The organism is Microcoleus sp. PH2017_35_SFW_U_B, assembly GCF_020737865.1.
GTDB lineage: Bacteria > Cyanobacteriota > Cyanobacteriia > Cyanobacteriales > Microcoleaceae > Microcoleus.
Genome location: NZ_JAEQDE010000081.1, coordinates 39,849 through 59,676, shown reverse-complemented (window position 1 = coordinate 59,676; position 19,828 = coordinate 39,849). Strand labels below are relative to the sequence as shown.

Genomic DNA, 19,828 nt, shown 5'->3' with positions numbered 1-19,828 from the left:
ATGCAATCTCTGCTTTAGGAGTTTTGTTTTGAGGCATCAATGTTAATACTTCATCAGGTATAGATACCGGACAACTAGCGTCGCATTCAAGGAGTGTCATGACTTAAATAATGCTAGTCAGTTAAGACGATAGCCGATCGGCACAGATTGCTTGATTGCTCTTACAAGCGAGCGTCCCTTTAGGGCAGGGTTACTGACACTCCTGACTGTTGCATTTTATCGATATTTTCTTGAAGTCTGGCAAATACAAGTTCTCCGTCTGTCACTTTTCCCTCAGCAATTTGTGCAGTTCCAACTTCTATTTTCTGGCGCAGCTCTTCGATGCGTTGTTCTCGTTGTTTTAAAAGTAAGATCGCTTCTCCAATTAATTCTTCAACGCTGCCATATTTTCCGGTTTGAATTTGCGATCGAATAAACTCTTCGTATTCCGGCTTTAAGACAATATTCATTGACTTGCTCCTTTAATTAATAGAAAGGTTACTGCACGATCGTGACATATTTTTTAGATTAACTATGTAGGCGCTGTAAAACGCAATTATGTAAACGATTGTCAAGTATCCAAATGCCCTAAGCGTGGCTAAATTAGCCCTGTTTACATATTTTTACATAGCTCTGTTGAATCCCGCCTACTTACTTACCTTAGCACAAATATCAAAATATTCATAAATTGTGCCCGCCCTAAAGTCGAGCTTGAAAAAAGTATGGTGAGCTGCGGGCGATGGCATTTTTCGTCAACCTCTCTACAAATTCCCAATTTGTTGAGCAAACCACATCGCCGCCGTCCCATTTCCTTCAGTCAAAAGCTTTAAAGTCTCCGAAAGCAAAGCAATTGGCAATCCCTCAAGCGCTACCGAAAACTCGCATTCCTGATACTTCCCATTCTCCTGCAAGCGAAATGCTAATACTCTCACGCCATTAATATCTACTACCCAATATTCAGGAATTCCTAAAGCAGCATACAAGCGCTTTTTTTCATCTAAATCGCTCGTCAAAGTAGTATCGGAAATCTCTGCAACTAAATCGGGAACTCGCCATTGATTGAGATTAATGCGTCGAGGTTCCCCTTTTTGCCACTGCGGGAAATCTCCGCCAATGTATAAAACTTTATCTGGCGCACCTGAACCCACTTTAGATTTTTCAATTACACAACCGCTGAGAGAATCAAAAGTTTGTCCTACTTTGGTGGTAAACCACACAAAAAATATGATAGTAAACAGATCGTTAAATCTGGCGTGCTGAGGCCCTTCATTACCCATATTGATCCAAAGATATCCTTCATGAAAAAAAATTTTGGCTTCCGCTAAAGACGGATTTTCGCAAGCCGCAACATAATCTTCCCATGTTGCGGCTTGCCATTGTGGAATTTTGCCCGCTTCAGGAAGGATGAATTTTGCAGTTATGACAGTCATAATTCACCAACAAATTAAGGATAGTTTTATACTAGCTTATGTGATTTTAGCTAAACAATGAAAACCTGTGCAGCCTAGCTTAAAGTTTTTAGTTTAATCTCAAACTCACATAACTTTCCAATTTTAGAGGGCGATCGCGCGAAAAAAGCCCCTATTTTTAGAGGGAGGGCGATCGCGCGATCGCCCCAAATGTTAGTCTGGTTGCAAGTCAAAGACTACCAGCAGCGAAGCTTGAGGCATGAGTTGACGCAGACACAGCAAGTGCCCGTCAGCATCCGATCGCCTGCGAAACCTGCCCACATCAGTCCGCTGCATATTTGGCATGAGTTTGGCGATCGCCCAAGGGTAAAGCCGTTTTTGGTACGCGATCGCACTAGGATTCGCCGATAATCCCTGTTGATAACCGTTTTGTGGCATAATCTTGTTGTATTCGTAAGGAGTACAGAAAGGGCGTTAGTAAGTTTCTTGGCGGGAATGTACTAACGCCTTTCCCATTAAAATTCAAGCAGATATCACAATAATTGTCAATTGTCAATTCTTAACGCTAAGTTTTAACGGTTATCATATCTAAAGCTGCGATCGGCTGTGGATTTGAGGATTTTAGTAAGTGTTGAATTGTTTGCAAAAGTCATACATTTTTGATTTTCAACCGCAGATGAACGCGGATAAACGCGGATGAAAGAAAGATAAATTGAGGAGAATGAGTTAAGGGGATCGCTTATTCTTCACCCCAAGCACTTAAAAACTCAACTTGATTGTACATTTCCTCTGCGGATTTACTAGCTATAATTTTTACCAAGCGACGCAATTGTTCCCCAACTGAATAATTCTGCTGTCCCAAGATTATCCCCATATGTTCTTCCCCTTGGGTGTTCAAATCAGTATGCAATCGATAAAAATCCCTAGTATTAAAGCTATAGGTTACTCGATGATTTTTATTAGCCCAATACAAAATTTCTTCATCCCTGCGAGACAGCATTCCTATTTCTGCAACAGAAATAACATCAACACTCCGCAGGCGTAGAGCATCAAGCAGAGCCGAATTCATAGCATCTTCGTCTAGCAGCAGTAGAATAATGCTCATGGATTTGTCTTCAGGTTTTTGTAGTGTAACTCTGCTAACTGTTCGTAAGCTGCTTGTTCCTCTGCTAAATCTGTATCAATCTCTGCTCGATTAGCATGATAATACGTTAAAGCTGCATAAACTTGTGCGATCGATAAGTGAGTCATCAGCCTAGCAATTTCTTCCGCACTATTACCCTGCTTGTACAAAACGGCGATGCGGCGGACAGAAGTACCAGTTTCAGCAATAATGGGACGGCCGCCTCGAAGGTTGCGATCGCGGATAATTAAAGTCCCGATGTCTACTACAGTTGTTGTTGTCATACATTTTTTCAATTCAATTAACTTGATTATATAGATTTATTCTGAAAATGTCTAAGTGTTCATGCCCCTGACGCTTCTATTCTAGCGAGAATTGCTTAAAAATTTGAGAAGTCTTAAGAGCGATCGAACTCAATCAAACATCACAAAATCACTCTTTTGTCAACACAAAGACACTCCCTTCATTACCGCGCCCGATCCGCAAATCGCTATCCAAATAAGTAACATCTAGCCATCCCTGCTGTTCGCGAGTATCTAACCCAAAATCTACAGCAGCGAATTTTTTTCCCGACTCAATTTCATTGATATATTTAGCAGGAGATTCATAGCCGATTAACCTGCTTAAACCCAAAATCGATCGCTCAAACTTCACCTGCACTCGCCGTTCCGAAGTCGCCTCAAATCTGGCGGCTACGCTGACTATTCCTTCTAAGTAAGGCAAGCCGTAAAGTTCGGCAATGTTGTAAATTTTGGATTCTTTGACGCGGATGGATTGATAAATTTGACCCAATTTCAACAACGGAAAACCGTCAAGATTCAGCAGGGCGCGACTGCTGGTGTACAACAACCGCCAATCGCCATCTAAAAGTTCTGTGGCTTCTACAGGGCGTGGTGTGGGGTTATAATCTTCCAATTGGGCGATCGCACTTAAGATCGCCTGTTTGTCGTTTGGAGTCGCCAGCAAACCGCGATTCTTACCAGCAATTATCTCTAATAGTGCAGATTTTTTAAGCATAAGTTGACAGTTGACAGTTGACAGTTGACAGTTGTCGGTTCGTAGGGGCGGTGGATGGTGCGGGCCCGCCCTCTTAGTTGTCAATAGTGATTAGTGATTAGTTATTAGTTATTAGTATACCAATAACTCATAAAAAACACCCAGCGACTGCATCTGGTTTTGGCAAATAATATATCTGTAGGGGCGAAGCATGACCGCAGTCCATATGGGATGATAACTAATAACTTATATGCGGTCATGCTTCGCCCTCTTCACTAATCAAATGCACCCCAACCAGCAATCAATGCCCGATGCCCCATGCCCGATGCCCTATGCCCAATTCCCAATTCCCAATTCCCAATTACCCATTCCCAATGACTAAAACACCAAATTTCACAAGATAGAGTAGCGTCCGATAGAGGTATGCTGATTCTTGCTCGTTTGTTGCATAACGCCTGAGAACTTCCCCGACGTTGAGAGAACCCTTTTGCTCGATCGCATTCAACATCTCTATCTGAACTTTAACAGAGATTCTCCGGTCTTGACCGAAGCTCGTAAACCAAATTGTGTGCAACTCTCTCAACAGTTCCGGTGTGGCGATCGCACCGAGACTCAAGATCGTATCATCGGTTAAAGTTCTAGTCGCATAATGACCCAACACCCGAAACGGATCGTCCCCCAGCGGATAAGGTGGCTTCCCGGCTTTTGCAGGTGCAGACTCTGGTGCAGAAACCCGAATTTCTGCTAATTCCCGCCACAACTGTTCGTAAGCAGCAATTACTACTTTCCAATCATAAATATCTCTCGCCCTTTGTCTCGCACTTTCACCCATCCGCCTTCTCAATTCCGGGTTTTCAATTAATTTGCACAAAGCGCGGGTGCAGGCATCAATATCAACTGCTGTGGCTAGGGAAGTGTGACCCATGTAAGTCGGCCAATTCAAACTTCCGTCGAGATAATTTAGCGCTAAATCTAAACAAGCTTCTGGGGGCGGGATGAGTGTGGGAATGCGGAAGCCGTCGATTTCGTGCCGTACTGATTCTTTGTATCCGTTCCAGTCGGAAACAATTGCCGGCAGTCCGTTGGCCATTGCTTCAATGGGTGTTAGTCCGAAGGTTTCTTGAATGTTGTCGGACAGCGAAATAAAAATATCGGAGGCAGACCAAATATTAACTCTAATTTCCGGCTTTCTGCCATCTACAAAAATAGCATTCACCGACGGACAAAAGATTTTCGCGCTATTTTTAAAGTCGGGTTCTTCTCTCGGATCTTCGATCCAACCGGCTTGAATTAAGTGGATTTTCGCCTTTGTTTGTTGGGCGGCGCGTTCCAAGGCGATGTACATTGGTACCGGATGAGCTTTGGCAGAGAAAGTCAATCGCCCGACAAATAGCACGACTATATCGCCCGGAGAAATGCCGAGTTCTTGTCGTTGTCGATCGCCCGCCTGGACTGCTTCCACACCCTGCGGAAACGCGCTGCAATCCACTCCTAGGGGAATAACTGGCAATTTCACCAAAATTTCGGGTTGACCGCCGTTGCGCTGCGCTAAATACTCAGACCACTCCCTCAGAACTCCTTCTACTGTGTTTTTCACGGCGTTAGAGGTGCAGATGAGGGCGTCCCAAGGTTGAACCGGTGCTGTTATCAAATTGCCGATCGACTCCATGACATACTTAGTTGCGATCGTATGGGTAACGCCACAAACGCTGTAAGCCCGCTGATTGACAAATCTGCGCCCCCAAACCATATCGGCAAGGGCGGGATCGGGTCGATAGATTGTACCTGGTTGAGATAGCAAATCTAGTCGATCCGTCGAAATCCAGCGGACTTTCCGAGGTTGTTGCAGCCACGGTTGGATGCGCGAACAAAACTCCTTAAATGTTGCTTCGCTGTCTGTGCAGCAGTAGAGAGAGTCAGCAGTACCGTGTTGGACTAAGCTTTTGAGAAATCCTTCTCCGGCTGAATGACGCCCCAGAAGTCTTTTCCCTCCGGTGTCGTAACCGTCTTTGTGGTATAAAATCGCCGCTGTTATATCCATCCTGAGATTTATTGTTCGAGAATTGGTTGAAGAAGGTAAAAGGCTTTCACCATAAGGCTTTGACGCAAAACCAGGAAACTGTTTTAACCCAACCGCTGGCTGGCCCAGTGTCCCGCGATACTTTCAAAAACGATCGCCTCAGATTACAATACTTATGGCTAAAGAGGGATTGGCAATATCGGATTTTAATGTTATCCTGGCGCCCATGATTGGGGGCGATCGCCCGAACCAGTCAGCCATCCTATCCGATCCGGAACCAAAGAGTGTCTGTGGTATAATGCCTTAGCTCTGCTAAATGCCCGATTTGCAAGTGTTCGATGGAAGGAGCAGTCAGTCGGCACAACATTAGTTCTACTCGATCTCGATCGCGTCTTTGTCTTTAGAAACCGATAATCATGTACAACCCATCTCTGCGTCAAATACCTCGCCACTTACCTGCCGATGTAATTCCATTAAAGCAGCAATCTTCTCTTTTAGACTGGTTGGAATCTAACAATCGCCTCTTAGCAAGGGATGTCCAAGAACCCGACTATCTGCACGAAGAAGAAATTTCCGAGTTGATGGCAGTTGACGACAGCCCTTACGATGATTTAGAAGAAGAAGCAGAAGATGATGCGGGTGTAGGCGACGAATAACTGTAGAATGGTAAGTCGATTTTAGATTTTAGATTTTAGATTCACTTGCAGCTTCGTGAATAACCGGAAGCCGAACTTGAGTCTAAAATTTGGGGAGAATCGATTACTGAAGTTTAGGGCTTGTAACGTTTTTGGCTGGTCAACGAATCAACCAAAAACAGGGAAAAAAAACCAAGAGATTTCCCAATCTCCTGTATCCCACCCTATTCTGGAATTGTCAAATGCTTATTCTCAAATGGTGTGTGTTGAGGAGTGATATGGATAACTTTGTGGATGAGAAAATCGCTTTTACTATGCCTTTCAAACTTACAGGCAGGAATTTATTCCTGCTGCTGGGTTTGGGACTCGGCATTGTAGCGATCGGTTTAGATGTAGCAGCGGGTAGATTTTTGGATGCGCCTGCATCGCTATTTATGCCACTAGCTGTTTGTGCTCTCATTGCATCGGGTTTAGGTTATCTGGTTGTGCCCGTACTCCAGCAACTGAAAGCCGGACAAATAATTCGCGAAGACGGCCCCCAAGCCCACTTAAAAAAAGCGGGAACGCCGACAATGGGAGGCATATTTTTTGTGCCAGCAGGAGTCGTAGTAGCATTACTTTGGTCGAGATTTAACTCAGATGTTGTTGCCGCATCGGCTTTAACTTTAGCTTACGGTTTCATCGGCTGGCTCGACGATTGGCAAATTCTCCGTCGCAAGTCGAATAAAGGTATTTCACCTCGGATGAAATTGGCTTTGCAAGTAGGTTTTGCAGCTCTTTTTTGTCTGTGGTTGATGTTCCACAATCCAACTATTTCTACGAACATTGCTTTGCCTTTCGGTTGGGTATTGCCTTTAGGTTTCTTGTTTTGGCCGCTAGCTGGTTTTGTGTTAGTTGCCGAAAGCAATGCTACTAATCTTACCGACGGCGTTGATGGTTTGATGGGAGGTTTAGGTGCGATCGCACTTTTGGGATTAGGTGCATCTGTAGCATCAACTTCGCCAGAATTAATGATATTTTGTGTCTGCATTAGCGGCAGTTGTTTCGGTTTCTTAGCTCACAACCGCAATCCAGCCCGGGTATTTATGGGCGATACAGGTGCGTTGGCTTTGGGCGGTGCTTTGGGTGCGGTAGCTTTATTAACAAATAGCCTTTGGATATTATTAATAATCAGTGGGATTTTCTTGATTGAAACAGTGTCAGTAATTGCTCAAGTGGCTTATTATAAAGCTACAAAAGGCCCTGATGGCATTGGCAAGCGTCTTTTAAGAATGGCTCCCCTGCACCACCATCTAGAACTCTGCGGCTGGTTGGAAACTCAGGTGGTTGGTATCTTTTATTTAACTAACGGGGTGTTAGTGTTAATGATTTTGATGTTGGCTGGCAACAGTTAACAGCGGATTAGTAACAGACTTTACAGCATATGTAGCTGATATTTACAGCCATGTTGAAAAACAAATAAGATGCCCGTTACACAAGAACTTCATGCAGTTGTGGAACGGGCATCTTGCCCGTTTTAGATAGAATAAAAAAACAGGTAAGATGCCTGTGCTACTAATATTAAATCTAGCTAAATCACAGGCTTTCCGGCCTGTGCCACTAATATTAAATCTGTTGTGGAACAGGCATCTTGCCTGTTCCAAGCTCATAAGCTAAAATGATGATATAGCCTTTATCAGAAAGATGAGGTATGACTATAAATGGAGTTTTTGATGCGACCTCGCTTACTATATAATAAATATAAGAGGGCTCCCATCCCAACAACGTACCTCACTTTTTTGAGAACCGCTATAATAGCCCCAGTTAATGCAATGGAACTTAAAAAAAGACAGGGCAATATTTGGATAATTGCTTCATCTGCCAGCATTCTATTGCTAACTGCGAGTTCCTTTTTTTACTGGAAACTTGTTAGACTAGGTTATGCTGTTCCCATTCCCTACATTTTAGATGTTTTTTGCTTAAGTAATTGTCCGGCTGATGAGTTAAATGTTTTACATACCCAATTACCACCAGATAATTTATTCAACTACGGCAAACCCCTATCACAAATTTTAGGCGAACCGGATAAGTTAGATAAAAATAGAATTTCCATCCTGGTGGAAAAATCAAAATACAGATTGACTGTCTATGAAAACAAAAAGCCTGTCAAATCTTATCCTGTTGTATTTGGCAGCAATCCCGCAGGCGATAAACTAAAAGAAGGCGATTCGCGGACGCCGGAAGGAATTTTTAGCATAAAAGATTTTTATCCTCACGCAGCTTGGTCGAAATTTATCTGGCTGGATTATCCCAGCAAACAATCTTGGCGAAAACATATCAAAGCCAAGCAAGCAGGTACAATCAAATGGTACGATAGTATTGGCAGCGAGGTTGGGATTCACGGCGTGCCTGCTAATTCAGAGAAAATTATCAAAGAGCGATCGAATTGGACTTTGGGTTGCGTTTCTCTGGAAAATAAGGATGTTGACGAGTTGTATCAGTTTGTACAAAAAGGTACAGAAGTAGAAATTATTAGATAACTGGTTCGTAGTAAGGACTTTAGTCCTGATTGACTCAACAAGCAGCAGAGAGGACTGAAGTCCTCATTACAAACTGGCAAGAGAGGACTGAAGTCCTCACTACAAACTGGTTCGTAGTAAGGAATGCAAGTCCTGATTGACTCAACAACCCGCAGAGAGGATTAATGAACAGTGCGGAGTTTTTACCCCTTGTTTCGGTTGTGGTACCTGTTTACAACGGCGAGACGGATTTGCCGGATTTAATTGAGTGTTTGCGATCGCAAACTTATCCAACAAACAGAGTAGAATATCTCTTAGTAGACAACAAAAGTCGCGATTACACTTCAACTATCCTTCAAGCAGCAGCCAAATCCCCCAAGCAAGAGGGATTCAATCAAATCACCATTCGCAATCTCAGCGAAAATACGATTCAAAGTTCCTACGCCGCCAGAAATAAAGGAATTCGCGCCTCAACAGGCGAAATCATCGCCTTTACCGACGCAGACTGTCGCCCCGAACCTCAATGGTTGCAAAATTTAGTCGAACCATTCGCTAACTTAGAAATAGGAATTACCTGCGGTGAAATCCTCGCCCTTCCCGGTAACACTCTCTTAGAAAAACACGCCGCCCGCGAAAATACTTTATCTCAAAAACATACTCTCGCTCACCCTTTTTGTCCCTACGGTCAAACGGCTAACTTAGCTGTCCGCCGCCAGATTTTAGCACAAGTGGGTATGTTTCGCCCGTACCTTACGAGCGGCGGCGATGCGGATTTGTGCTGGCGGATTTTGCGGGAAACATCCTATAAAATGTATTTTGCCGAAAATGCGATCGCCCGACACCGCCACCGCAATACAATAAAACAGTTACAAAGTCAATGGCATCGTTACGGCGAGTCGAATAAATATTTGCACGAACTCCACGGTGTCGATTTGATGCGAGAATTCACCACAGGGGAATATTTGTATCGGCTGGCTAGATGGCTGTTAAAGGAATTGCCGGTTGCTACTGCTAAATGTGCGTTAGCGAAGCCCTCGAAGAGGATCGCCCGTGCCGATCTGGTAGATTTGTTAAATACGCCGATCGGTCTCATAAATGTCAGGGCAAGGGCGATCGGACAGCGACAAGCCAAACTCCCAGAACTAGCTCGGGAAATTGAGCGACTTTAATCCTTAGAAGAAGACTGGGCGGTTGAAACCGCGTCTATACAGGCAAAACCCGCCTCCGCGGGTTGAAGACCTATCCTATGTTATTCTCTCTTGAGTCCGCGGAGGCGGACATCGTTTGTGTAGGCGCGGTTTCAACCGCCGTCTGATCTTTACATCCGATAAGCAGAATTTATCTGTATATAAGTATGCTGAATTGAGAAATATGAAAATTTCAGGCAATCCTTAATATAAAATTAATAAGTCTATTTTGAAGCGCGCAGTTTCAGAATGACGAAAAACTCGCATTTACCCCCAAAATTTCTTTACTTCTGGCGAATGACCTCAGCCTTCTGGCGTCGAGATTATTCTCAGATTTTTCAAGTTTTGTAACAATTACAGGTAGTGCCAATGGCTCAAATCCTACTCCAGACCGTTTGGTTTATACCTTGCTATCCACTCATCGGCGCATTTCTGTCGATATTGTGGTTTCCAGCAGTAACTCGCCGCACGGGGCCTAGACCCTCCGGTTACGTAAACGCCATCTTAACTTTCTTCGCTTTCCTTCACGGCGTCATCGCCCTGACAGCTATCTGGAACCAACCGGCACAACACCAGTTCATTCCCTGGCTGAATGTGGCAGGTTTAGACTTAACCATTCCCGTAGACATTTCTGCTGTCACCGTCGGGGCGACAGTTTTGATTACGGGACTGAATTTTCTGGCGCAGATTTATGCAGTCGGCTACATGGAAATGGACTGGGGCTGGGCTAGGTTCTTTTCCCTGATGGGGCTGTTTGAAGCGGGGATGTGCGGCTTGGTTTTGTCCAACTCCCTGTTTTTCAGCTACATGATTCTGGAAGTCCTGACTCTGGGAACTTACCTGCTAATCGGGCTGTGGTTCAATCAGTCTTTGGTGGTGACGGGCGCCCGCGATGCTTTCTTGACTAAGCGGGTAGGAGACTTATTCCTGTTGATGGGAGTAGTTGCAATTCTGCCGCTGGCTGGAACTTGGAATTTTGACGAATTGGCAGTTTGGGCTAAGACTGCAAACATTGACCCCACAGTGGCGACGCTGTTGAGTTTAACTTTGATTGCTGGCCCGATGGGCAAATGCGCTCAGTTTCCCCTGCACCTGTGGCTGGATGAGGCGATGGAAGGCCCTTTGCCGGCAACGATTTTGCGGAACACAGTGGTTGTGGAAACCGGTGCTTGGATTTTGATTAAATTGCAGCCCGTGATTGCATTGTCGCCCGTCGGGCTGAAGACAACTATTATTGTGGGTGCTGCAACGGCGGTGGGTGCGTCTTTAATTGCGATCGCCCAAATCGACATCAAGCGCACGCTTTCCTATATAGTTAGCTCTTACATGGGCTTGGTATTTATCGCCGTCGGCACCGGACAAACCCACACAGCTTTGACATTAATCTTTGCCTACACCTTAGCAATGGGTTTGTTGGTGATGAGCATCGGTTCAGTAGTTTGGAACAGCATCACTCAGGATGTCCGATATCTCGGCGGTTTGTGGGCGAAGCGGCCGATATCGGGAATATCGTTTCTTGTTGGCGCCGCTGGAGTGATGGGCCTGCCACCCTTCGGCTGCTTCTGGGCTTTATCAGAATTAGCAGGCGGGCTTGCTAAAACTCATCCTTCACTGTTAGTAGTAGTGCTGTTTGTGAACGGCGTGACTGCTTTTGGCTTAGTGCGCGTTTTCGGTTTAGTTTTCGGTGGCAAACCGAAGCAAATGACTGAACGTTCGCCCGAAGTTGCCTGGCCTTTTGTCTTGCCGATGACAGTGTTAATGGGATTTACCTTGCACGTCCCACACTTGCTCGCCGCCTGGGAATTACTGCCTTTGGCAACTTTGAATTATACTGCGGCCGGACTGTTAGCTTTGTCAAGTGCGATCGGCATTGGTGCCGGAGCATTTATTTACCTGAACGAAAAGTGGGAAAAACCAGTGCGAATTGGTTCTCAAGCCGTGCAAGACTTCTTTGCCTACGACTTTTACACCGCCCAACTTTACCGCGTGACCATCATCTTTGCCGTCGGTCTGGTTTCCCAAATCATATCCTGGTTCGATCGCAATATTGTTGACGGATTCGTTAACTTAATCGGTTTTGCCACAGTTTTCGGCGGGCAAAGCCTCAAATACAACGTTACGGGTCAAACTCAGTTTTATGCCCTGACAATTCTCTTCGGAGTGGCACTTTTAGGATTGCTCGTAAGCTGGCCTCTGTTGGCTCGCCTCTCGCTGATTGTGGGCGGGTAAAGAGATATAAAGTTGAAGATTTTAGGTGACACTTTTAACCTAAAATCTTAAATAAATGAAGTCTTGAATAAAGATTTCAAACTCAATCCAACAAGGCAGAATACATGAAAGACGATCGCAGACAAGTAAATCTTTCCCGGCGCAACTCCCTCAAATTTGTCGCAGGAGCAATAGGTACAGGAATACTCGCAGCACGAGTAGGTGCTGATGTGGCTTCACCCGAACCAGCAATTGCTCAAAATGACTTCACTCCCGATGTCGCTTTGGCAAAATTGATGGAGGGGAACAAGCGATTTGTTGACAGAAAACGCCAAAGTCCCAACCAAGACTTACCCCGCCTCGTTGAAGTTGCCAAAGCTCAAAAACCATTTGCTGCTATTCTCGGCTGTGCAGATTCCCGCTTTCCTTCTGAGATTATTTTCGATCAGGGATTGGGAGATTTATTTGTATGTCGCGTAGCCGGAAATGTGGCTACTCCAGAAGAAATTGGCAGCCTGGAATTTGGCACACTGGTGTTGGGAGCAAAAGTGCTGGTAGTAATCGGTCACAAACGTTGCGGTGCGGTAGATGCAACCATCAAAGGCGCTCAAGTTCCCGGTCAAATTGGCAGTTTGCTCGACGCAATTAGGCCTGCTGTAGAAAGCTCGAAAGGCCAAGCAGGCGATCGTCTAGAAAATGCCTGCAAAGCCAATGTGGTGCTGCAAGCTAAAAGATTGAAAGCATCTCCAGTTATCTCTAAGTTAATTGAGGAGAATAAACTGAAAGTTGTCGGTGGATATTACGATTTAGACACGGGTGCAGTCAATATTCTGATTGAGTCGTAAACAGTTGAGAGTTGATAGTTGATAGTTGATAGTTGTCAATTGTTAAATACCAACTGTTGAAAAACCTCTTGGGAAAGCAGTAAAATTTAAACTGTCTAAAAACTTAGATATTAACTATCAACTGTCAACTATCAACTATCAACTGTCAACTGTCAACTGTCAACTATCAACTGTCAACTGTCAACTGTCAACTGTCAACTGTCAACTGTCAACTGTCAACTGTCAACTGTCAACTGAATCTTCACTCTTCACACATTATGCTTAGTGCATTGCTCTGGTTGCCCGCGTTGGGCGCTGCGGTAGTCGGGTTCTTGCCCGGAAAAATGAATGCGATGCGGGTGCGCTCCGTCGCTTCCGTCTTCGCTGCTGCCGTTTTCCTGTTGAATCTCTGGCTGCTAACTCAATTTGACACGACAAATGCGGGACTGCAATTTCAAGAATATTTGCCTTGGATTCCGCAATTGGGTTTGAGCTACAACTTGGGAATTGATGGCTTATCTTTGCCACTGTTAGTTTTAACCGGATTGCTGACGCTATTAGTGATTTACGGTACTGGTGAAGGTATGGCTCGCCCCCAGCTTTACTACGCTTTGATTTTGCTGATCAATGCGGGGGTGGCGGGAGCTTTGATGTCTCAAAATTTGCTGCTGTTCGTCCTATTTTACGAGCTAGAATTAATTCCTTTTTACCTGTTGATTGCGATTTGGGGCGGCAAACAGCGCGAATACGCTGCGATGAAGTTTCTGATTTACACGGCAGTTTCGGGACTTTTAGTTTTAGGCGGATTTTTGGGCGTAGCTTGGCTGAGCGGCTCTTTAAACTTCGATTACAGTGCAATTACTACTCAAGATTTGCCCTTAAACACGCAATTAATCTTGCTAACAATTGTCTTGTTTGGGTTGGCAATTAAAATTCCTTTAGTGCCCCTCCACACTTGGCTGCCGGATGCCTACGTGGAAGCTTCGCCAGCAACAGCAATTCTGTTGGGAGGTGTTTTGGCGAAGTTGGGAACTTACGGCTTAGTGCGGTTTGGTTTGCAGATGTTTCCCGAAACTTGGTCGATAGTCGCTCCTGGTTTAGCGATAATCGGTACGGTGAGCGTGATGTACGGTGCTTTGAGCGCGATCGCCCAAAAAGATATCAAGCGCATGGTAGCCTATAGTTCGATCGGGCATATGGGCTACATCCTCGTCGCCTGCGCCGCCGGCACCAAACTCTCCTTAATCGGCGCTGTCGGGCAAATGGTAAGCCACGGCTTGATTTTAGCCTTGCTGTTTTATCTCGTAGGCATCATCGAAACCAAAGCCGGCACACGGGATTTGGACGTGCTCAACGGCTTAATGAATCCGATGCGCGGTTTACCCACAGCGAGTTCGCTGTTAGTTTTGGGCGGCATGGCCAGCGCCGGAATTCCCGGTTTAGTCGGTTTTATCGCCGAATTTTTAGTATTTCAAGGCAGTTTCTCAGCATTTCCAATTCCGACTTTACTGTGCATTTTAGCCTCCGGGTTAACAGCAGTTTACTTTGTAATTCTGCTCAACCGCACCTGTTTTGGAAAGTTGGACAATGCCACGGCTTACTATCCTCCAGTGAAGTTTGCCGAAAATATGCCAGCCCTAGTTTTAGCGGCAATCATTTTCTTCTTGGGAGTTCAACCAGTGTGGCTGCTGAAGTGGAGCGAATCTACTACAAATGCGATGGCAGTAACTCTATCAACGGGCAGATATACTCAAGTAGCTGTCAGCTATCAATCTGAGAAATAGAATGGGAGAGGGGGAGAGCGGGAACTCAGAAAAATCTTTTTTCTTCCTTCTTACTTCTTCCTTCTTTTCTCTTCCATCTTCCTTCTTCCCTCAACATTCATCCATTGAATCGGTTAAACCCGCTATACAATTCGTTACCGAACTTCCCTCTGATATCATCTCCGGTGGACTGACCACAATAAGATTAGTTTGTAGTGCGGACTTCAGTCCGCAGCCGGAGCGGACTTAAGTCCGCACTACGAACTATTTTTGTTATGGTGATCGACCGGACATGATATGAATTCGGATTGTAATTATGGTAAAATAAAAACAACCAGTCAACTACCACCATAACTGTGTAAAAGTTTGGAACACCGCAAAAAATTCTAAATTCAGGTGCAGTTACAGCAATTTCCCTACTAGCAACTTCCAAGCATTGCGCTGCCGCAGACTTTGCGAATATTTCTAAATATTGAGATTCATTCAAACCAAGGAAGAAACAATGGTACAAACTCCTACTAAACCAGCAACTAAACTGCCTCCTTCCAAACACGAATTTGCCGAAGTCATTCACAGACTGGAAGCTGGCGGCGCGATGATTCCAGATACGCCGGAAAATCTGATGCAAATCATCGCGATTTGGAAGGCCTACGCGGTACCGATGGATTTCTATTGGCGGGATTTACTTTACATCGCGGAACGGGTATTTTTAAACCCGCTTCCCTTCTTTAAATACTTCTTACCCCAGGAGTATTTAGACTTGCAAAATCACTATTCAGGTGACGGTGCAGATTTACGGATTTGGCGGGGGACTGGAAGCGCACACCCGGAACTTTTGGAGTTCATGGAAAATGGAGAAACTGGCAAAAAGCCACGTTTGTTTCACCATTTGTGGCACGATCGCATTAACATGGAATTTGCCGAAGAGTGCATGAGGTCAATGCTGTGGCACCGGGGAATGTACGTTCCTGTCAACCAGTTTGACCCCTATCTCGACAGCGACGAATACAAAGCAAATGCCGATCGCGCAATTAAAGCTTACTTCAAAAAAGACCCGTTCATGCTAGCCTTGCACAAAGCATTTCCCGAAATGTTTTTGGAACAGTGCCGCCAGATGTCTTATTACAGCAATCTCGGTTTATTCTGGGAAGTAATGGCACCCGTGTTTTTTGAAGTTTCCGACTTGTACGACGAAGGGAAAATTACCACAGTACCCCAGGCGATGGATTTCCTGGTAAATGGTATATTTGCGATCGCCGGTCGTCCGATTTACCACCACGTTCTCATCGACGGCGAAACCTACGAAATCATCCCAAAATCCAAAGGTTTCACTTGGCTGTACGAGGCAGCGCTACCCTACGTAGAATCGGTATTTTACCGCACTTCGCCGTTCCGGGGAACCAAATCTTACAACGCCCAAGCCAAGGAAGTTCCCGACGACCAAAAAGACTTCCACTACGGTATTTTGTATGCAGACAAATTCCCTGTAGGAACTGCCGGCATCCCGCCGACGCTGCTAGCCCAAGATATGCTGCACTTCCTGCCGCCTTATTTGATGGATTTCTACAGGCAGCGATGCCGCGGCGAAGATGATATCCTGAATCAGATTGGGGTGACGTTCCAGCGATCGATGTACTGCGTTACTTCGGCGGTTATTCAAGCTTTGCGGACGGCGCTGCTGTATCCTTTGGATGACCCGAATCCGAAACATTTGAAGGCAAATCGGGCGTTTTTCGAGTCTCAGATCGATCGCTTCTGCCGCCCGGAATACGGCATGAAATATGCGGCGAAGTTGAAAAACATTCAGACTTCGGATTACAAATAGTCATTGGGAATGGGCATCGGGCATTGGGAATGGGGCATCGGGCATTGGGAATGGGGCATCGGGCATTTGTTATTTGAAAAACTCTTAACAAGTAACGACGAACTATTACTGATTACCGATTACCTTTTTCCCGATTACCGATTACCATGCTTCATGTCCAATGCCCTATGCCCCATTCCCCATTCCCCATTCCCAATAACTATGAACAGCAAAGACCTAGCCAAATATATCGAAGCAACCGACGGCATTTCTAAACCATGGCTGTTGGTGCAACTCCGGATGAAAAAATTGCAAGAAAGGCGATCGCAAATTTCTACTGAAGAATATCTCAAAGAACTTACCGATCTTCACCAAGATTTAATGAATCTGGGCGAATGGTGGGTGGGAATTGAAGACGAAGTGTTTTAATTAATTACCGATGCGAATACACTATAGATTTTCATAACCTTTAAATTTGACTAAGGTTTTGCCAATCAAAGCAAAGATCGATGGGAGGTGACATGATTTGCTGGTTGTTTTTGATTTAAATTTGCGAGTGATTGCCCGATCAACATATTTTTATATACAATATTTATTGAGATTATTTAATGCTTGACATTATAAGGTTAATTAGGTCAAATTAATAATTATTTTATGTTGATTGATTCATATAAATCATCAGTAGGACTCCGTTAAGGTCTTAATCATCTAATCCGCCAGTCGGGTAGGGTGCGCTAGCTTTTCACATTTTTTGTGATGTGTCAAGCGAATGGTCTGACGCACCTTACGACTGAACTAAAAGGCAGGTTATCGGTAGAGAACAAAATACTCTCCTGCTTGAATTTTGCACGGAGTTGAATGTGCTTGCCACATTCGATTGGATTCTTATATTAAATATAGGCACATCGAAATGGGACAGATAATTATTAATGAATTCCGCCGTGACGGTAGTTTTCAGGGCGATGAGTATGTCGAACTACTTTTGACAGAAGACTTAACTGCTGCTCAATTGCAAACTTTTTTTGTTGGCGATTCAACGGATCTAACAACAGTTAAATATTCTGCCTATCAGTTCATAAATATGGCAAGTATTGCTCCTGTATTCAAGGCAGGAACAATAATTGTGCTGGGCGGTGAGAGCGTAATTCCAGCGAATGAAATTACCTACAATCCAGTTCCCCGAGGAACTGATGCTGATTGGAACATTCAATTATTGATAACTAGCAATAAAGGTGGTGTATACCTTAATAATGTTTTAGCTCCACCTAACAACTTTGCAGGAAATTTTGCAGCAGATTCAGATCTTGTTTGGGTAGATACTAGCAGTACGGGAACTACTTCAGTTGATTCGATCGCCTGGCCAACAACTGGTTTGGGAGCATTTGGCAATGCAGCTAAGGTAAAAATTGCCGCTCCGACGAATAACGGTGATAATGTCGAATTCATGAGCGCGATCGGTGGTGTGGATAAAACTGCTAATTATGCTGTCAATAGTGTAGGTTCGATCGGCGTACCCAATTTCGGCATTAACACTATTTATATTAACAGCCTCCGCAACCCGCAGCTCAACAGCGCTCCAACTTTAACAAATTCTAACGCTAATAGTTTAACTGCAATTAATGAGGACATAGAAAATGTAGCTAACACGGGTTTTAGTATTTTCAATATCACTAGCCAGTTAGGCGCTGATGTTAATAGCGATCCGTTGGGTGTCGCAGTCACAGCAGCAGACAATACTAACGGCAATTGGCAATTTTCAACTAATGGCAATACTTGGACAAATTTTGGGCCATTGTCCCAAAGCTCAGCAACAATTCTCGGCCCGACGCCTCTTTATAATGGCTTGCTTGGCAGCACTCCCAGTTCTCAGAATTGGCTGTCTTTGACCAACTCCAATATTATTGCTCCTACCACTATTGCTTCAGAAATATTAAGCGGTAATGGAGTTAATTTAAACAGCACGGCTGCTAATAATATCTATGCTGGCTATACCAATAATCCTTTAAGTCCGTTATTTCCGCCGCTCGATCGCACGCAGGGATTTAGCTTATCTTTTAATCTGCAAATTATCTCCGAAGCCCGTATCAATGCCAATCGGGCGGGTTTTAGCATTGTTACCGTTACGAGCGATCGCAAAGCAATTGAAATCGGTTTCCAACAGCTATCAGCAACTACAGGCAATATCTTTGCCCAAGGAGACGGCATTACTCCCAATCCTGGCGGGCAAATCAACGGCTTATTTCTTGCCGCCGAAAACGTTACTTACAATATTAATAATGCTTTTGACTACACTCTCAGAGTTCAAGGCGATAATTACTTTCTTTCTGACGGTGGCGATATTATACTAACAGGCCCGCTGCGAGATTATGCTGCATTTAGCGGCGCGATCGACCCTTACGAAACTCCTAATTTTCTATTCCTCGGTGACGGCACAACCTCGGCCCAAGCAAACATCAACCTGACGCGAGTTTCGCTGCAAACGCCTGCGAAAGTCCGCTTTGTACCCAACCCAGACTACTATAGTACCGCTGGTAGCGAACCAACAATTACTGTTCGGGCGTGGGATGGAACTAACGGAATCGGTAACGGTACTGCGGGTGTCAACGCTTCAGCTACCGGGGGAACAACGCCGTTTAGCACTAATTCCATCACCTACGCGCTTCCAGTTAATCCAGTCAATGATGTACCTTCGTTTGTCAAAGGAGGCGATCGCACTCTCAAGAGTAACTCCAGCGCGCAAACCATCCCCGGCTGGGCGACGGCGATTTCTCGGGGCCCCGCCAACGAGTCGGGACAAACTCTCGCGTTTCAAGTTACGGGGAATGACAATGCTGCTTTGTTTAGCGTACCACCTGCGATCGACTCGGCGGGCACGCTAACATTTACACCGGCCGTAGGGGCGATCGGCAGTGCTAAGATCGCTGTCAATCTCAAAGATAATGGGGGCGTAGCTAACGGCGGTGTCGATACATCCGCCAGTCAAACTTTCGTCATCAATCTCACCAACTTGCCACCTGCTGGACAAACAGACAATTACACGATTCCCCACACCAAGGTATTCAACCAGCAAGCCCCCGGAGTATTAGGCAACGACAGCGACCCTGACGGCGATATTTTGACAGCCAAGGTATTGTCAAATCCCAGCAACGGCAAGGTCGATTTTAAGGCTGACGGTTCATTCAGCTATATTCCCAATCCGGGTTTTGCAGGGCCAGACAACTTCACCTACAGCGTCAGCGACGGAGTATCGCCGTCTGGGGCTGTTGCTGTCAACCTCACTGTTACCAACCAGCCACCTGCTGGACAAACAGACAATTACACGATTCCCCACACCAAGGTATTTAACCAGCAAGCCCCCGGAGTATTAGGCAACGACAGCGAC

Annotated in this window: 17 protein-coding genes; 10 read left to right on the top strand and 7 right to left on the bottom strand. The window is 45.1% G+C overall.

Annotated elements, in window-relative coordinates; translation table 11 throughout:
- Nucleotides 1-179: 179 nt before the first annotated feature.
- The 7 genes from JGK36_RS22375 to JGK36_RS22345 form a co-directional block, all read right to left on the bottom strand.
- Nucleotides 180-449 carry a type II toxin-antitoxin system ParD family antitoxin gene (locus JGK36_RS22375; protein ID WP_293181993.1) on the bottom strand — a complete coding sequence of 90 codons (270 nt, stop codon included), beginning with the start codon at nucleotides 447-449 and terminating at the stop codon, nucleotides 180-182.
- A gap of 291 nt (nucleotides 450-740) precedes the next feature.
- Nucleotides 741-1,409, bottom strand: coding sequence for a Uma2 family endonuclease (locus JGK36_RS22370; RefSeq protein ID WP_293181995.1), 669 nt, complete (start codon nucleotides 1,407-1,409; stop codon nucleotides 741-743).
- Nucleotides 1,410-1,601: 192 nt separating this feature from the next.
- On the bottom strand, nucleotides 1,602-1,826 hold the full coding sequence (locus JGK36_RS22365; RefSeq protein ID WP_293181997.1) for a hypothetical protein: 225 nt from the start codon (nucleotides 1,824-1,826) through the stop codon (nucleotides 1,602-1,604).
- A gap of 301 nt (nucleotides 1,827-2,127) precedes the next feature.
- On the bottom strand, nucleotides 2,128-2,493 hold the full coding sequence (locus tag JGK36_RS22360) for a DUF5615 family PIN-like protein (protein WP_293181999.1): 366 nt from the start codon (nucleotides 2,491-2,493) through the stop codon (nucleotides 2,128-2,130).
- Entirely contained in the window at nucleotides 2,490-2,795 is a 306-nt protein-coding gene (locus JGK36_RS22355; protein ID WP_293182002.1) for a DUF433 domain-containing protein, read from the bottom strand. Before JGK36_RS22355 ends, JGK36_RS22360 begins: the two co-directional genes overlap by 4 nt.
- A 148-nt stretch (nucleotides 2,796-2,943) precedes the next feature.
- Nucleotides 2,944-3,528 (bottom strand): PAP/fibrillin family protein, encoded by a 585-nt coding sequence (locus JGK36_RS22350; RefSeq protein WP_293182004.1) that lies wholly within the window; start codon nucleotides 3,526-3,528, stop codon nucleotides 2,944-2,946.
- 340 nt (nucleotides 3,529-3,868) lie between these two features.
- The gene (locus JGK36_RS22345; protein WP_293197218.1) at nucleotides 3,869-5,548 is read right to left on the bottom strand and encodes a glycosyltransferase family 4 protein; all 1,680 of its coding nucleotides are present in this window, start codon (nucleotides 5,546-5,548) and stop codon (nucleotides 3,869-3,871) included.
- Between the two features lie 395 nt (nucleotides 5,549-5,943).
- On the opposite strand from JGK36_RS22345, the gene JGK36_RS22340 reads away from it, so the two are divergent.
- From JGK36_RS22340 to JGK36_RS22295, 10 genes are all read left to right on the top strand, one after another.
- Nucleotides 5,944-6,183, top strand: a complete 240-nt coding sequence (locus JGK36_RS22340; RefSeq protein ID WP_293157481.1) for a DUF3134 domain-containing protein — start codon at nucleotides 5,944-5,946, stop codon at nucleotides 6,181-6,183.
- 257 nt (nucleotides 6,184-6,440) lie between these two features.
- The gene (mraY, locus tag JGK36_RS22335; RefSeq protein WP_293197220.1) at nucleotides 6,441-7,556 is read left to right on the top strand and encodes a phospho-N-acetylmuramoyl-pentapeptide-transferase; all 1,116 of its coding nucleotides are present in this window, start codon (nucleotides 6,441-6,443) and stop codon (nucleotides 7,554-7,556) included.
- 417 nt (nucleotides 7,557-7,973) lie between these two features.
- On the top strand, nucleotides 7,974-8,681 hold the full coding sequence (locus JGK36_RS22330; RefSeq protein ID WP_293197222.1) for a murein L,D-transpeptidase family protein: 708 nt from the start codon (nucleotides 7,974-7,976) through the stop codon (nucleotides 8,679-8,681).
- Between the two features lie 164 nt (nucleotides 8,682-8,845).
- Entirely contained in the window at nucleotides 8,846-9,829 is a 984-nt protein-coding gene (locus JGK36_RS22325) for a glycosyltransferase (protein WP_293197224.1), read from the top strand.
- A gap of 387 nt (nucleotides 9,830-10,216) precedes the next feature.
- Nucleotides 10,217-12,076 carry an NAD(P)H-quinone oxidoreductase subunit F gene (locus JGK36_RS22320; RefSeq protein ID WP_293182013.1) on the top strand — a complete coding sequence of 620 codons (1,860 nt, stop codon included), beginning with the start codon at nucleotides 10,217-10,219 and terminating at the stop codon, nucleotides 12,074-12,076.
- A 104-nt stretch (nucleotides 12,077-12,180) separates the two neighbouring features.
- A complete protein-coding gene (locus tag JGK36_RS22315) occupies nucleotides 12,181-12,900 on the top strand; it encodes a carbonic anhydrase (RefSeq protein WP_293182015.1) in 720 nt (239 codons plus the stop codon).
- Nucleotides 12,901-13,157: 257 nt separating this feature from the next.
- The gene (locus JGK36_RS22310) at nucleotides 13,158-14,663 is read left to right on the top strand and encodes an NADH-quinone oxidoreductase subunit M (protein WP_293182017.1); all 1,506 of its coding nucleotides are present in this window, start codon (nucleotides 13,158-13,160) and stop codon (nucleotides 14,661-14,663) included.
- Between the two features lie 481 nt (nucleotides 14,664-15,144).
- Nucleotides 15,145-16,467, top strand: a complete 1,323-nt coding sequence (locus tag JGK36_RS22305; RefSeq protein ID WP_293182019.1) for a CO2 hydration protein — start codon at nucleotides 15,145-15,147, stop codon at nucleotides 16,465-16,467.
- 201 nt (nucleotides 16,468-16,668) lie between these two features.
- Complete coding sequence (locus JGK36_RS22300; RefSeq protein WP_293182027.1) at nucleotides 16,669-16,875, top strand: hypothetical protein; 207 nt, start codon at nucleotides 16,669-16,671, stop codon at nucleotides 16,873-16,875.
- Between the two features lie 481 nt (nucleotides 16,876-17,356).
- On the top strand, nucleotides 17,357-19,828 hold a 2,472-nt coding region (locus JGK36_RS22295; protein ID WP_293197226.1), incomplete at its 3' end, for a cadherin-like domain-containing protein.

Excerpts from the sequence above, each read along its gene's own strand:
- JGK36_RS22305 (WP_293182019.1), top strand. The coding sequence starts at position 15,145 with ATGGTACAAACTCCTACTAAACCAGCAACTAAACTGCCTCCTTCCAAA.
- JGK36_RS22310 (WP_293182017.1), top strand. The coding sequence starts at position 13,158 with ATGCTTAGTGCATTGCTCTGGTTGCCCGCGTTGGGCGCTGCGGTAGTC.
- JGK36_RS22315 (WP_293182015.1), top strand. The coding sequence starts at position 12,181 with ATGAAAGACGATCGCAGACAAGTAAATCTTTCCCGGCGCAACTCCCTC.
- JGK36_RS22325 (WP_293197224.1), top strand. The coding sequence starts at position 8,846 with ATGAACAGTGCGGAGTTTTTACCCCTTGTTTCGGTTGTGGTACCTGTT.
- JGK36_RS22320 (WP_293182013.1), top strand. The coding sequence starts at position 10,217 with ATGGCTCAAATCCTACTCCAGACCGTTTGGTTTATACCTTGCTATCCA.
- JGK36_RS22375 (WP_293181993.1), bottom strand. The coding sequence starts at position 449 with ATGAATATTGTCTTAAAGCCGGAATACGAAGAGTTTATTCGATCGCAA.
- JGK36_RS22350 (WP_293182004.1), bottom strand. The coding sequence starts at position 3,528 with ATGCTTAAAAAATCTGCACTATTAGAGATAATTGCTGGTAAGAATCGC.
- mraY (WP_293197220.1), top strand. The coding sequence starts at position 6,441 with ATGGATAACTTTGTGGATGAGAAAATCGCTTTTACTATGCCTTTCAAA.
- JGK36_RS22360 (WP_293181999.1), bottom strand. The coding sequence starts at position 2,493 with ATGAGCATTATTCTACTGCTGCTAGACGAAGATGCTATGAATTCGGCT.
- JGK36_RS22345 (WP_293197218.1), bottom strand. The coding sequence starts at position 5,548 with ATGGATATAACAGCGGCGATTTTATACCACAAAGACGGTTACGACACC.
- JGK36_RS22300 (WP_293182027.1), top strand. The coding sequence starts at position 16,669 with ATGAACAGCAAAGACCTAGCCAAATATATCGAAGCAACCGACGGCATT.
- JGK36_RS22355 (WP_293182002.1), bottom strand. The coding sequence starts at position 2,795 with ATGACAACAACAACTGTAGTAGACATCGGGACTTTAATTATCCGCGAT.
- JGK36_RS22370 (WP_293181995.1), bottom strand. The coding sequence starts at position 1,409 with ATGACTGTCATAACTGCAAAATTCATCCTTCCTGAAGCGGGCAAAATT.
- JGK36_RS22365 (WP_293181997.1), bottom strand. The coding sequence starts at position 1,826 with ATGCCACAAAACGGTTATCAACAGGGATTATCGGCGAATCCTAGTGCG.
- JGK36_RS22330 (WP_293197222.1), top strand. The coding sequence starts at position 7,974 with ATGGAACTTAAAAAAAGACAGGGCAATATTTGGATAATTGCTTCATCT.
- JGK36_RS22340 (WP_293157481.1), top strand. The coding sequence starts at position 5,944 with ATGTACAACCCATCTCTGCGTCAAATACCTCGCCACTTACCTGCCGAT.